The 13,699-nt window shown below is 51.0% G+C and carries 11 protein-coding genes; all 11 read right to left on the bottom strand.

Features of this window, described 5'->3' with window-relative positions; all coding sequences use genetic code 11:
- Window positions 1-2,127 precede the first annotated feature (2,127 nt).
- Window positions 2,128-2,433 carry a DUF6968 family protein gene (locus HOLFODRAFT_RS24310; protein WP_148300334.1) on the bottom strand — a complete coding sequence of 102 codons (306 nt, stop codon included), beginning with the start codon at window positions 2,431-2,433 and terminating at the stop codon, window positions 2,128-2,130.
- 597 nt (window positions 2,434-3,030) lie between these two features.
- Window positions 3,031-3,438, bottom strand: a complete 408-nt coding sequence (locus tag HOLFODRAFT_RS22485; RefSeq protein ID WP_052572413.1) for a hypothetical protein — start codon at window positions 3,436-3,438, stop codon at window positions 3,031-3,033.
- A 125-nt stretch (window positions 3,439-3,563) separates the two neighbouring features.
- Window positions 3,564-3,980 (bottom strand): hypothetical protein, encoded by a 417-nt coding sequence (locus tag HOLFODRAFT_RS24305; RefSeq protein WP_148300333.1) that lies wholly within the window; start codon window positions 3,978-3,980, stop codon window positions 3,564-3,566.
- 235 nt (window positions 3,981-4,215) lie between these two features.
- Window positions 4,216-4,542, bottom strand: a complete 327-nt coding sequence (locus HOLFODRAFT_RS24300; RefSeq protein WP_148300332.1) for a zinc ribbon domain-containing protein — start codon at window positions 4,540-4,542, stop codon at window positions 4,216-4,218.
- A gap of 1,034 nt (window positions 4,543-5,576) precedes the next feature.
- Window positions 5,577-6,173: a DUF2569 family protein gene (locus HOLFODRAFT_RS25690; protein ID WP_005031386.1), complete on the bottom strand. Its 597-nt coding sequence runs from the start codon at window positions 6,171-6,173 to the stop codon at window positions 5,577-5,579.
- 159 nt (window positions 6,174-6,332) lie between these two features.
- Entirely contained in the window at window positions 6,333-7,073 is a 741-nt protein-coding gene (locus HOLFODRAFT_RS22480) for a hypothetical protein (RefSeq protein WP_005031385.1), read from the bottom strand.
- Window positions 7,074-7,880: 807 nt separating this feature from the next.
- Window positions 7,881-8,297, bottom strand: coding sequence for a hypothetical protein (locus tag HOLFODRAFT_RS24290; protein ID WP_148300331.1), 417 nt, complete (start codon window positions 8,295-8,297; stop codon window positions 7,881-7,883).
- A 708-nt stretch (window positions 8,298-9,005) separates the two neighbouring features.
- On the bottom strand, window positions 9,006-9,494 hold the full coding sequence (locus tag HOLFODRAFT_RS24285; RefSeq protein WP_148300330.1) for a hypothetical protein: 489 nt from the start codon (window positions 9,492-9,494) through the stop codon (window positions 9,006-9,008).
- Window positions 9,495-9,508: 14 nt separating this feature from the next.
- Window positions 9,509-10,426 (bottom strand): hypothetical protein, encoded by a 918-nt coding sequence (locus HOLFODRAFT_RS24280; RefSeq protein WP_005031382.1) that lies wholly within the window; start codon window positions 10,424-10,426, stop codon window positions 9,509-9,511.
- Window positions 10,427-11,658: 1,232 nt separating this feature from the next.
- Window positions 11,659-12,219, bottom strand: a complete 561-nt coding sequence (locus HOLFODRAFT_RS24275) for a hypothetical protein (protein WP_005031381.1) — start codon at window positions 12,217-12,219, stop codon at window positions 11,659-11,661.
- 91 nt (window positions 12,220-12,310) lie between these two features.
- Window positions 12,311-13,027 carry a hypothetical protein gene (locus HOLFODRAFT_RS24270; protein ID WP_148300329.1) on the bottom strand — a complete coding sequence of 239 codons (717 nt, stop codon included), beginning with the start codon at window positions 13,025-13,027 and terminating at the stop codon, window positions 12,311-12,313.
- Between the last annotated feature and the right edge of the window lie 672 nt (window positions 13,028-13,699).

Here is a 13,699-nt window from a genome sequence, read left to right as displayed (position 1 = left end):
GGGGGGAAGGGTGAACGGAGCGTGGACCTGAACCAAAGGGCGCTGGCCGGGAGGCGCTGAGGAGGCCAGGTGGAACGAGATGAAGGGCGGATCGGGCAAGTGGTGGATGAGGAAACGATGAATTGAGCGTATCCGAAAAGGCGATGAGGGGCGACCCGCATAGAGTGAACGCCGAGGAACCCTGGAGCGAGGCCTTTTTCACGGAAAGCAAGGAGGCTTGGAAAGCTGGTAAAAGCCCTGTGAACGGAGCTGAAGCCAGACGGAGCGCCACGCCTAACGGAAGGAGTTAACCGGACCAACAGCCGGTGAGATGAGCGAAGGGGACGAGGAAGCTGGATTCATGGGGGAAGTTAGAAGACCGTGGCTGTTGGGTCCGGGTTGAACGCCGCGTTAGGCAGACGGAAAGGATTTGCCTTGGCGTGTGGAACTGAGGGCGGAGCGGTGGACCGAGCTGGAACCGGAACAAAAGCGCGCTGGCCGGAGGCATTGAGGTGGCCTGGTGGAGCGAGATGAAGGGCCGAGCGATTGGTCAAAGAACGAGGAACCTATGAATCGAGCGTATCTGAATCGGCGATGAGGGGCGAATGGAATGGAGTGAGTCCAGAGGAAACCCAGTTCGAGGCCCTTTTGCCTGAAGGGCGGCAAGCCTTGGAAGACGAGAGAAAACACCAACTCGGCTTCGTTATGGCAGGGGCGGAGCCTACTGCCTAACGAAAGGAGTTAACCGGACCAACAGCCGGTGAGATGAGCGAAGGGGATGAGAAAGCTGGATGCATGAGGGAAATTGGAAGACCGTGGCTGTTGGGTCCGGGTTGAACGACCGGTTAGGCAGACGGACAGGATTTGCCTTGGCGTGGGGAACTGCGGGTGGAAAGTTGAACCGAGCGTGGACCTGAAGAGATAGGTGCTGGCCGTAGGCATTGAGGTGACCAGGTGGAGCGAGATGAAGGGCGGAGCCGATTGCTGAATAACGAGAAAGCTATGAATCGAGCGTAACCCAAACCGCGATGAGGGGCGAATGGAATGGAGCGAACTCCGAGGAACCCCGAAGCGAGACCCTTTTGCTTGAAAGGCGGCTGCTTTTGGCCAACGGGAACAGATCGAGTCGGCAGAGCGAAGGTATTAGGGCCGGGCTAACTGCCTAACGAAAGGAATTAACCGGACCAACAGCCGGTAAACGGGGCGAGAGGGAAGGATGCGAAGGAATCATGCGGAGAGGACTTGGAAGTAGATCGCGGCTGTTGGGTCCGAGTTGAATGGAAGGTTAGGCGCGCTGGGCTTTTACCTGGGAGTGGGACACGGCGGGAGGAATGGTGAACGGAGCGTGGACCTGAACGAAAGGGCGCTGGCCGGAGGTGTTGAGGAGGCCAGGTGGAACGAGACGAAGGGCGGATCGGGCAAGTGGTGGATGAGGAAACGATGAATCGAGCGTATCGGAAAAGGCGATGAGGGGCGAATGCCATGGAGTGAACGCTGAGGAACCCCAGAACGAGGCCTTTTTGATGGAAAGCAAGGAGACTTGGAAAGCTGGTAAAAGCCTTGTGAACGGCGCTGAAGCCAGACGGAGCGACACGCCTAACGAAAGGAATTAACCGGACCAACAGCCGGTAAACGGTGCGAGGGGGAAGGATGCGAAGGAATCATGCGGAGAGGACTTGGAAGTAGATCGCGGCTGTTGGGTCCGAGTTGAATGGAAGGTTAGGCGCGCTGGGCTTTTACCTGGGGGTGGGACACGGCGGGGGGAAGGGTGAACGGAGCGTGGACCTGAACGAAAGGGCGCTGGCCGGGAGGCGTTGAGGAGGCCAGGGGGAACGAGACGAAGGGCGTATCGGGCAAGTGGTGGATGAGGAAACGATGAATCGAGCGTATCCGAAAAGGCGATGAGGGGCGAATGCCATGGAGTGATCGCTGGGGAACCCCAGAACGAGGCCTTTTTGACGGAAAGCGAGGAGACTTGGAAAGCTGGTAAAAGCCTTGTGAACGGCGCTGAAGCCAGACGGAGCGCCACGCCTAACGAAAGGAGTTAACCGGACCAACAGCCGGTGAGATGTTCGAGGGGGACGAGACAGTGGGATGCATGGGGGAGATTAGCAGATCGTGGCTGTTGGGTCCGGGTTGAACGGAAGGTTAGGCGCCAGATTGGAACAGTTGAACGACATCGACGGGAGAATTGTCTTCTGCATTGAGGAAAACAAACCCCTCTTGGCTGAGGTTGAGCATGACTTGGCGAATAGTATCGAGGGCCAGCATCAGTGCCTGGAAAGAATCAACACCTTGGATTGATTCTGCAGCGATACCGATAGCCTCTGCTTGGACCGGACAGGCCCATTCAAGGTTCGAAACCTCGTATGGTTTCCCGATGCATAAAGGGAGTGCGCGGTGCTCGCCGTCTGGATTAACAAGAATCAGGTCTCGTGCTGCGATGGTTTCCATGGGGTGGGTAGCGCCTAACGAAAGGAATTAACCGGACCAACAGCCGGTAAACGGTGCGAGGGGGAAGAAAGCGAAGGAATCATGCGGAGAGGACGTGGTAGTAGATCGCGGCTGTTGGGTCCGAGTTGAATGGAAGGTTAGGCGCGCTGGGCTTTTGCCTTGAGGTGGGACACGGAGAGAAGAAAGGTGAACCCAGCGTGGCCTGAACGAAAGGGCGCTGGCCTTTGGTGTTGATGAAGCCAGGTGGAACGAGTCAAAGAGCCGAGCGATTGGTCAAAGAACGAGGAATCGATGAATCGAGCGTATCTGAAACGGCAATGAAGGGCGAATCCAATAGGGTTGGCGCCGAGGAACGCCTGAACGGCATCCTTTTGATGGAAAACGAAGAGACTTGGAAAGCTGGCAAAAGCCCTGTGAACGGCGCTGAAGCCAGACGGAGCAACCACGCCTAACGAAAGGAGTTAACCGGACCAACAGCCGGTGGGATGAGCGGAGGGGACGAGAAAGCGGGATGCATGGGGGAGATTAGCAGATCGTGGCTGTTGGGTCCGGGTTGAACGGAAGGTTAGGCTGCACTGTGTTGAAGCGATTGTTGAATCATTTGGTAATGGGCTCAATGTTGACCCAATTGTGAATTGAATTTAGGTCAACTTCTAGCTCGATTCTTTCACCGCGAGCCGTAAATACTTTTCTGTATATGAATGTTGATCCAGAAAATTGGAACGATTCAGCAAAGCCCTTTTCTGCAACCTTTAGTGTTGCGATTCTCCAAGTAGTTGGATCAATAAGAACAGCCCGTGTGATTGGACCAGCTCCATATTCAGTGGTGAGCCATTCTTGTGCAGCCAGCAATTTGGAATCTGGGGACCAGAGGAGTGGGTCCCCGAATATCCGCTTGGCGAGTTCTCGACCGTTGATATTCAGAGTGTAGTAAATGGGCCCGAAGCGGATCTCTCCTGCAAAAGTGAGGTTTGCATGGAACTGTCCATTTGGTGAATCGAGCATGGGAGCAGCCTAACGTATGGAGTTAACCGGCGGTGCCGACTGCGGCGCGATGGGAGGAGACGAGAAATCTGAACGAGTGGAGGAGGAAGTTGCCAGTGGAGGCAGCGTCCGGGTTGAACGATTGGTTAGGCCGGGTCATAAGGGGAGATGATCTCTGGTATGGTCGCAGAAAGAATGTGAACAACAGTGTTTTCACCGTATACCACGTAGTGACTTAATGATGGATTGTCTGGGCGCTCTGCACCAAAAACAAACGATGGCCCATCAATTTGTAGCTCAGCCAAGTATTCACTATCGGGATCAAGGTAGAGATATGCGGTGATACGAGTCGCAGTGGATGAGAGACCGTTCAGCGGCTCAGGGACCGACTGGAATCCGGCAATTGCCGGGAACTTGACCAAGTGGCGATGGGACGTATTTGTGATGACCAAGGGCAAGCCTATAAATTCATCAGGCTCACCTTCATTAAGGTCAGCGACGAGAATGCTGAGGACTCCGTTTGAAAACCTGATGTCTTCAAGGGTGTGGAATTTGGACGTCATGGGTGCGGCCTAACGAAAGGAATTAACCGGACCAACAGCCGGTAAACGGTGCGAGGGGGAAGGATGCGAAGGAATCATGCGGAGAAGACTTGGAAGTAGATCGCGGCTGTTGGGTCCGAGTTGAATGGAAGGTTAGGCGCAGTGCGTTTGTCTTTGAATGGTGCGCAGCGGAAAAGATTGTGAATGCGCCTTATTGAAAGGTTACGCTTAAAGATATATTGAGGATGATTGTTTGTTAAATGCCAAGAGCCCTGCCACATATTTGACAATATTTTGTTGAAGTCGATATTTTAGCATTACAGCTTGGGCAGTTCATTCCATTTGATTTTGTTTCAATATCGACAGAACTTGGGTCGATTTCATTATTGCCGGATACCAGAGAGACAATCCCTTTGGCGAGCTTGAAAGCCCCAAAAATTACCGGACCATAGGCGATGACATATGGGCCGCCACCCCCATCCCTTGCCAGGATATGTGTGCCAAAGGTGACAACCAATCCTCCAACAAACCATATGGCGCCATAACGAATGTCGCTTTGAGCTTTGGTTAAGGCTTTGGCCATAGATGTCTCCTGAACGGTGAGGGGTGCAATAGCATCCTTTGGGAGCGCCTAACGAAAGGAATTAACCGGACCAACAGCCGGTAAACGGGGCGAGGGGGAAGGGTGCGAAGGAACCATGCGGAGAGGACTTGGAAGTAGATCGCGGCTGTTGGGTCCGAGTTGAATGGAAGGTTAGGCGCGCTGGGCTTTTACCTGGGAGTGGGACACGGCGGGAGGAATGGTGAACAGAGCGTGGACCTGAACGAAAGGGCGCTGGCCGGGAGGCGTTGAGGAGGCCAGGTGGAACGAGACGATAGGCGGATCGGGCAAGTGGTGGATGAGGAAACGATGAATCGAGCGTATCCGAAAAGGCGATGAGGGGCGAAAGCCATGAAGTGAACGCTGAGGACCCCCAGAACGAGGCCTTTTTGGCGGAAAGCGAGGAGACTTGGAAAGCTGGTAAAAGCCTTGTGAACGGCGCTGAAGCCAGACGGAACGACACGCCTAACGGAAAGAGTTAACCGGACCAACAGCCGGTGAGATGAGCAACGGGGATGAGAAAGCTGGATGCATGAGGTAAGTTAGAAGACCGTGGCTGTTGGGTCCGGGTTGAACGACCTGTTAGGCAGACGGACAGGATTTGCCTTGGCGTGGGGAACTGCGGGTGGAAAGTTGAACTGAGCGTGGACCTGAAGAGAAGGGCGCTGGCCGGAGGCATTGAGGTGACCAGGTGGAGCGAGATGAAGGGCAGAGCCGATTGCTGAACAACGAGAAAGCTATGAATTGAGCGTAACCCAAGCCGCGATGAGGGGCGAATGGAATGGAGCGAACTCCGAGGAACCCCGAAGCGAGGCCCTTTTGCTTGAAGGGCGGGAGCCTTTGGACGGCGGGAGCAGATCAGGTTGGCAGAGCGAAGGTATTAGGGCCGAGCAAACTGCCTAACGAAAGGAGTTAACCGGACCAACAGCCGGTGGGATGAGCGAAGGGGACGAGAAAGCGGGATGCATGGGGGAGATTGGAAGATCGTGGCTGTTGGGTCCGGGTTGAACGGAAGGTTAGGTTGTGGGCCTGCGGAAGGTTGCTTTAACTCTGATTGATAAAATGAAATAGAACGCACACAGTAGTGAAAAAATAGTACCAACAGCGAATTGATATGTGAATTGAGGTGTAAGTATTGTGTCGGAATCTGGATGGGCAAGAATAATTATATAATCTATGATTTTAAACAGAGATAATGCTGAGAAGTATGAAATTGCAATTAACCGGCTATGGTAATGCTTTTTGAATATGAACCCGAGAGTTAATATCGCGTAGAATGCAAATATAGAACATGATATCATATTGAAATAATTGACAATAATCATTGGCTGTAAGTTTCGGACCAGTATTGCGACATTTGATATGATGCCAATGATAATGAAGAATATTGGTAAGATCAGCCAGCCACCTATGCCCAGTGTTCGGTTCTTTGTGTCTAAGTCTCGCGGTGAAGGTTGATTGGCGAGTGGGCCAAATAGGATACCCTCAAATGAGGATCCTCCAATTGATGGTGGAATTGGGTTCCTATCATCGCGAAGTTCGATGAGTTTGACTTTATCTTGGGTGGTTGTTGCCGCCGGTCTTGGATGACCTGGGATCCCTTCATTTGTCATGATTCACCTTACAGATTTGCAAAACAGCCTAACGAAAGGAGTTAACCGGACCAACAGCCGGTGAGATGAGCGGAGGGGACGAGAAAGCGTGATGCATGGGGGAGATTGGAAGACCGTGGCTGTTGGGTCCGGGTTGAACGATTGGTTAGGCATTTCCGCCTAGAAGACGGATTTTATGATTGAGTTGACACCGGTAAGAAGCTCTTCAATTTCAGGTTTGGTTGGATCGCGATCTTTTTTGTGATCGCAAAGATTTCGGATGTCTGAGAGAAGCTGGATTTTCCGCCAAGTTGCGGTCTCATATACACCTGAAGCCTTTAGTGGGTCATTCAGATCTGCGATTGTAGGGTTTTTCTTGGAAATATTTATTTGATGCGCGACTGCCACTCTTTGGAGATGGGCTTCGAGTACGACCCCTGCAACGGCCCCAGCAGCACGCAGATTAATTGATGCAAGTTTCCCGGCGACGCGAAGCTCGTCGTCTTCTAGCTGAGAAAGAAGCTGACCACGCACATCACGTAAGACTCCTGTCAATCGTGATTTCAGGGATTTGAGTATGTGAACCTGATTCATAAGGCGGACAGCTACTATGTTGTGTACATCCCATTTTGCATTGTTATAAATATCTTTGGATGCGCCCATTCCATTAACGTAATCTTGAATTACATATGTCGAGCCTGCATAGTTTTTGCGCTTAGGGTCAATTCGGTAATAGCTGATGAACTCATCAAGCCGATCTTTGCCGAGAAGGTCAACAAGTCGAATTGATTGAGAATACCAATTCTGGTATTTTTCACCAAATGGAGCAATATCCTTCGTTTTTTCGGTTAGTTTAAGTAGGTCTTGGAACTCGCCAATCAGAGTGTCGAGAATATTTTCAATTTCAATTTCGGTATTCAAGGTGCCTCCTTGGAATGCCTAACAATAATTGGACGACGCATTTCAACGAGTGTTGAGTACGCCTAATGTGTGGGAGGAAGAAAGCTAAGTGTTGATTGAACAGTAGGACTACAAAACCGAGGAACCAGATTAGGCAGACCGGAAAAAGACGGATTCATCATGGTACACCGGACCCCTGGTGATGAGCAAAGGGGAGCGGCCTAACGAAAGGAATTAACCGGACCAACAGCCGGTGAAGGGGATGAGGAGGAGGACGGAGTAAGAATCATACGGAGAGGGCCTGGAAGTAGATCGCGGCTGTTGGGTCCGAGTTGAATGGAAGGTTAGGCGCGCTGGGCTTTTACCTGGGGGTGGGACACGGCGGGAGGAAGGGTGAACGGAGCGTGGACCTGAACGAAAGGGCGCTGGCCGGGAGGCGTTGAGGAGGCCAGGTGGAACGAGACGAAGGGTGGATCGGGCAAGTGTTGGATGAGGAACCGATGAGTCGAGCGTATCCGAATAGGAGAGGAGGGGCGACCCGCATGGAGTGAACGCTGGGGAACCCCGGAACGAGGCCTTTTTGATGGAAAGCGAAGAGACTTGGAAAGCTGGTAAAAGCCTTGTGAACGGCGCTGAAGCCAGACGGAGCGACACGCCTAACGAAAGGAGTTAACCGGACCAACAGCCGGTGAGATGTTCGAGGGGGACGAGAAAGTGGGATGCATGGGGGAGATTAGCAGATCGTGGCTGTTGGGTCCGGGTTGAACGGAAGGTTAGGCGCTCATTTGTCGGAATCGGTGACACTAGAGATGTTGAGATATGTTTAAATTATGGGTATTTTACCTTGTTGGGCCAATCTCCCTCTTCTTCGAAATCTGCCCAGGCGCACTGCTGGCCGTTTACCATCTCAATTTTGAGTGAGTCTAAAGGTAGGGCCAAAGCTCTAGCTGCAAATTTGGCATAGAGGTTTGAGAAATTTAACCCTAGATTAATGTTGTGAATGCCTTCTCTTCGTTCGTGGATAAATAACCCGCCGATGAGTTCGAGTTCATCTTTGATAGGCTGCTGGACTTGTCCTGCAATCGCCCTTCTGAGTGTGGGAATTAGACGAGCACGAATTTCGTAAGGATCATCTTCGGGTATCTCGGGGAGTTGATCGATAAGCTTTTGCGCCGTGCGACGAAGAGCAATTGGATCAACTGCGTTGAACCGCTGACCATCGAAGGGGACCAGTTTTTGGTACATAGGGCGCCTAACGGAAGGAGTTAACCGGACCAACAGCCGGTGGGATGAGCGAAGGGGACGAGAAAGCGGAGGCCATGGGGGAGATTGGAAGATCGTGGCTGTTGGGTCCGGGTTGAACGCCGCGTTAGGCAGACGGAAAGGATTTGCCTTGGCGTGTGGAACTGAGGGCGGAGCGGTGGACCGAGCTGGAACCGGAACGAAAGCGCGCTGGCCGGAGGCATTGAGGTGGCCAGGTGGAGCGAGATGAAGGGCCGAGCGATTGGTCAAAGAACGAGGAACCTATGAATCGAGCGTATCTGAATCGGCGATGAGGGGCGAATGGAATGGAGTGAGTCCAGAGGAAACCCAGTTCGAGGCCCTTTTGCATGAAGGGCGGCAAGCCTTGGAAGACGAGAGAAAGCACCAACTCGGCTTCGTTATGGCAGGGGCGGAGCCTACTGCCTAACGAAAGGAGTTAACCGGACCAACAGCCGGTGAGATGAGCGAAGGGGACGAGAAAGCGGGATGCATGGGGCAGATTGGAAGATCGTGGCTGTTGGGTCCGGGTTGAACGAAAGGTTAGGCCGCAGCTTGATTGGCAGCCCTAGGTGGAGTGTAGAGGCCGAGGTTGGATACGATTAAGGCGACTGACCAAGATCCGCATTTGCGAACTTATCTGAGGCGAGGTTTGATTTTGGGATATGGTTGATAAAAACATTGTATTGTTATCTAGGTTGTGAACTTTTGGGTGCTGGTTTTAAGCAAATCAGGGAAAGCATCTTTTAATGCGATTTCGGCATTAACGTAAGACTCTACCGTAATGGAAGCACAAATGATTTCCTTATTTTTAAGCTCTCGATATGTCGACAATCTTATTGAGCCTGTTTTTTGTGGATTGTAAATATGCTGGTACGCCCTTGCGCCAAGATATTTATCTTTTCCCCAGTAGAGTGGATATAGATTACCTACTATCGGATTGAATTCTTCTGGGGAATTTAAACGAGTGAGGCCCCGGTTGGTTGCCTCGTGAAATAAGTTTAATTTGTCATCAGGTTTAAGGATTGCCGCAAAACCATAAACTGCGCCAGGGAAAAGGACTGGTTTGTCTGCACCTAATATAATAATGCCAGAGGCAGAAGCTTCTTTGATTCGTTCGTTTATCAGGACTGCCCGCATTTTTTGAATTAAAACGTCATGGAGTTTCGTTTGATGTGTCATTTTAATCTCGGATATTAAATGACAACGACTATATCTCCCCACGTGATAGCGGTCCTTAATTTTTTGCCCGATGCTGAGTCAAAATAATCCCAAATAAAAATTTCCTTTCTCCATTCAACATCAGGCATGCCGCCGGTCCTACTGATAGCAGAATCTACTAGTTCTTTGATATCTTCGTCGTAACGCTTGCCACCTTCTAACTCCATGAACATTTCTTTGGTGTATGTGTAGCCTCTGGCTGGATAAACTAGGTAAAATGTTCGATCCCATTGTTCCTTGACCTGATTTTCGATATTTTCTTTCCAGGATTTATAGACTGAGCTTCTGATGTCTTCGAATTTCTTTAAATCAAGTTTAAATTGCTCTTCATTTTCTAATTCTTTAAATGTTAGCATTTCGTTTGCTGGATTATAGTTGGTGCAAATTGATTTTCTCTTTACCCAACTCTCCTCTTTTATTGATCTGATTTTTGATAGGTCGGAATAAAAAGAGGCGCTGATTTCAGAAAGTAGGTTGTCTGAATTCAATTGGTGGAGAGAGTTGTTGATCCTTTCACTGGCGTATATGGTTTGAAGATCGGTTGCAGAAGTTTTCTGTTTTGCTTCATTCCATATTGAATCAATAAACTGTTTAAATGTTGTTGACCTGTTGTAGAATACATCCTGCAATTCTTTTTTCAGGGGTTTGTTTAGCCCGTCTTGCTTGATGCGGTTGTATATATCAGTAAATTCCTTGTTTAGTGATGATTCTTTTGTCGTTGGATATTCTTGGATAATAGACCCAATTGCAACACGTTGCCAATATTTGTATTGCGGCTCGTTAATAATGGCTTCTGCATGTTTGTCATTCTTTGGTCTACATCCTGAGAATGCAATAATCAGTGCGGTTACGGCCGATAGAGCCAATGGTGCTGAGGTGATCGTCTTTTTCATGATTCATCCTTTGACTGTGGGGTGGTGTAGACTTTCTATTGTGATTAGACCATTGCCGGGAGTGGGGTTCAATGGGCTACTTGATTGTCCGAGAGAGTATCTGGACTTCGGGTTGGTGTGGCCTAACGAAAGGAATTAACCGGACCAACAGCCGGTAAACTGTGCGAGGGGGAAGGATGCGAAGGAATCATGCGGAGAGGACTTGGAAGTGGATCGCGGCTGTTGGGTCCGAGTTGAATGGAAGGTTAGGCGCGCTGGGCTTTTACCTGGGGGTGGGACACGGCGGGGGGAAGGGTGAACGGAGCGTGGACCTGAGCGAAAGGGCGCTGGCCGGGAGGCGTTGAGGAGGCCAGGTGGAACGAGACGAAGGGCGGATCGGGCAAGTGTGGATGAGGAAACGATGAATCGAGCGTATCCGAAAAGGCGATGAGGGGCGAATGCCATGGAGTGAACGCTGAGGAACCCCAGAACGAGGCCTTTTTGACGGAAAGCGAGGAGACTTGGAAAGCTGGTAAAAGCCTTGTGAACGGCGCTGAAGCCAGACGGAGCGACACGCCTAACGAAAGGAGTTAACCGGACCAACAGCCGGTGGGATGAGCGGAGGGGGCGAGAACGCTGGATGCATGGGGGAGATTAGCAGATCGTGGCTGTTGGGTCCGGGTTGAACGGAAGGTTAGGGCGCCACCTCGATTGTGCTGATTTTGATGCGGGCACCCTTTGGGTCTGCATAGGCGATGCTGTATGTGCCTGGTTCAAGTTGGCCAAGCGAGATATTGGTTACAGATGTTCGAGAATGTTCCTGGGTGAACAGAGTGGTAATTATGCCAATGCTGATTCTATTGTCTTCGCGGTGAACAACGATTTCTTTGAGGGCCAATGCTGAATTAACAATGGTTGGCTTGGTTGTTATGGCCTTCAAGCCAGAGACATCAACAGATATCGGTAGTAAGACGTCACTTGGGGTCCTATAGGGTGTTCCAACGGCTAATCCTCCAACACTTTGGACGAAAGCCCAATCGCGGTATTCATCAACACAGCCAATACAAAGAAGCATGGTTGAAACTGCCAGAACTTGGGATAGTCGTGCTGGGATCATGCAAGCGGCCTAACGAAAGGAGTTAACCGGACCAACAGCCGGTGGGATGAGCGAAGGGGACGAGAAAGCGGAGTGCATAGGGGAGATGGTAAGACCGTGGCTGTTGGGTCCGGGTTGAACGAAAGGTTAGGCCTGTTCAAGTCGGTTTGGACTTGGACTTAATTAGAGAGATGGCTTTGATTGCGCTGCGAATGAAAATTTCAGCGTGTTCTCGGGTGACTTGGATTTCAGGGTTGTGAGCAACATTGTTCCTGAGTTCGCGCAATGTTTGAATCATGCTTGATAGGTTCTCTGAAAGACCAGCATTCATTGCTGCTAGTCCAACCAGAGAGCGTGGACGGCTCAACTGGGCCATTCCCCTGGGTGTGTTTGCTGCACCTGTCAAGGCTGCTTCGACCATGGTCCATGCTTCGGTAATTGCAGCTCGTGGTGATGTGCTTGAAATTCTATATAGCTGGTCTTCGGCAGACAGGGCTTCCGCAGGCTCAGGTGCTGGCGGTGTGCTTTCCTGTTCATGGTCCAATTCCTTCTCGACTGCAACCATCTCCTTCATAAAGTTAAATTCTGTATCTCCGTGTTTTATCTTAGTTAGCCTGTCGAGGAGTGTTCTGATTTCGGACCGGAACATGTAGGCCAGCCAAATTGCCACTACCGGCCAAACGATGGCTTTTACAAAATCAACAATGGTCTGGAACATGGCTGCCTCTGGGCCTAACGAAGGAAGTTAACCGGACCAACAGCCGGTGGGATGAGCGAGGGGGACGAGAAAGCGAGATGCATGGGGGAGATTAGAGGATAGTGGCTGTTGGGTCCGGGTTGAACGGAAGGTTAGACCGCGTGGGCTCCTTTTCAGTGGCGAGCCTTTCTCTCATGAACTCGAATGCGATGTCGTCCAATTTTTGGTTGACGCCGTGATTGCGCATAACCCAAATGCGACCTGTGTCAGGCACAAAGTAGGGAGAACTTGCGAGACTGGCTGGCTTGTTGCTGAAAAAAACCAAGGCTGTGAATTCAAGAATGTGAATATGGAACAAATGCCCGTCGTGGGACCCAAAGCGATGCACTGCGCCATTTACCCACCCATTATGTATCTCTGGTGTTGCATGAAACCCTTTTATGGTTGACTGTCTTTTAATTAAGAAGCAGTGCATATGGTCATTGTCGATCTGCTGAGAGCGAATGCATTCGGTGAATTGCTTCTCTATTTCATTGGGTAAAGAGAAGTGATCATACATTTCATTTTGACTCCAGGCGGCTTTTAGGAGTGTGAATATGAAGAAAAGCTTCAATTTTGCGCCGTTTAATTTATCGGAATAACCTGCCAGCAATTGTTTTTTTGAATATATGCTGAAGAATTTGAAGTTGGTGCCAATAAAGGATTGAGTTCCATAGTCATCAATGGGCGCGGTGACCGTTTCGCATTTAAGGCAAAGTATCTTGTGATCCTTTGGTCCGTCCTTTGATGGTTTTTCCTTGCGCAATCCACTGCGAGGAATCAGTAGCAACCCACCCCCCCGGCGCTTGATTTCACGAAAGAACGCTGCTGGGAGGATGTGGGATTGGCCCCGTTTATTTTTTGTTGATCCGCAAAGGCGGCATGAGATAGGGGCGACTTGAGTAGGAGTTGTCATTGTATGGGAGCGGTCTAACGAAAGGAATTAACCGGACCAACAGCCGGTAAACAGGGTGAGAGGGAAGGATGCGAAGGAATCATGCGGAGAGGACTTGGAAGTAGATCGCGGCTGTTGGGTCCGAGTTGAATGGAAGGTTAGGCGCGCTGGGCTTTTACCTGGAGTGGGACACGGCGGGAGGAAGGGTGAACAGAGCGTGGACCTGAACGAAAAGTTGCTGGCCGGGAGGCGTTGAGGAGGCCAGGTGGAACGAGACGAAGGGCGGATCGGGCAAGTGGTGGATGAGGAAACGATGAATCGAGCGTATCCGAAAAGGCGATGAGGGGCGAATGCCATGGAGTGGACGCTGAGGACCCCCAGAACGAGGCCTTTTTGAAGGAAAGCGAGGAGACTTGGAAAGCTGGTAAAAGCCTTGTGAACGGCGCTGAAGCCAGACGGAGCGACACGCCTAACGAAAGGAGTTAACCGGACCAACAGCCGGTGGGATGAGCGAAGGGGACGAGAAAGCGGGATGCATGGGGGAGATTAGCAGATCGTGGCTGTTGG

Origin of the sequence: Holophaga foetida DSM 6591 (assembly GCF_000242615.2) — a bacterium.
Lineage (GTDB): Bacteria > Acidobacteriota > Holophagae > Holophagales > Holophagaceae > Holophaga > Holophaga foetida.
The sequence above is the reverse complement of the archived record's forward strand: the minus strand, read 5'-3'. Positions and strand labels throughout refer to the sequence as shown.

Bases quoted from the DNA above. Each gene is read 5' to 3' on its own strand.
- HOLFODRAFT_RS24310 (WP_148300334.1), bottom strand. From the start codon at position 2,433: ATGGAAACCATCGCAGCACGAGACCTGATTCTTGTTAATCCAGACGGC.
- HOLFODRAFT_RS22485 (WP_052572413.1), bottom strand. From the start codon at position 3,438: ATGCTCGATTCACCAAATGGACAGTTCCATGCAAACCTCACTTTTGCA.
- HOLFODRAFT_RS24305 (WP_148300333.1), bottom strand. From the start codon at position 3,980: ATGACGTCCAAATTCCACACCCTTGAAGACATCAGGTTTTCAAACGGA.
- HOLFODRAFT_RS24300 (WP_148300332.1), bottom strand. From the start codon at position 4,542: ATGGCCAAAGCCTTAACCAAAGCTCAAAGCGACATTCGTTATGGCGCC.
- HOLFODRAFT_RS25690 (WP_005031386.1), bottom strand. From the start codon at position 6,173: ATGACAAATGAAGGGATCCCAGGTCATCCAAGACCGGCGGCAACAACC.
- HOLFODRAFT_RS24290 (WP_148300331.1), bottom strand. From the start codon at position 8,297: ATGTACCAAAAACTGGTCCCCTTCGATGGTCAGCGGTTCAACGCAGTT.
- HOLFODRAFT_RS24285 (WP_148300330.1), bottom strand. From the start codon at position 9,494: ATGACACATCAAACGAAACTCCATGACGTTTTAATTCAAAAAATGCGG.
- HOLFODRAFT_RS24280 (WP_005031382.1), bottom strand. From the start codon at position 10,426: ATGAAAAAGACGATCACCTCAGCACCATTGGCTCTATCGGCCGTAACC.
- HOLFODRAFT_RS24275 (WP_005031381.1), bottom strand. From the start codon at position 12,219: ATGTTCCAGACCATTGTTGATTTTGTAAAAGCCATCGTTTGGCCGGTA.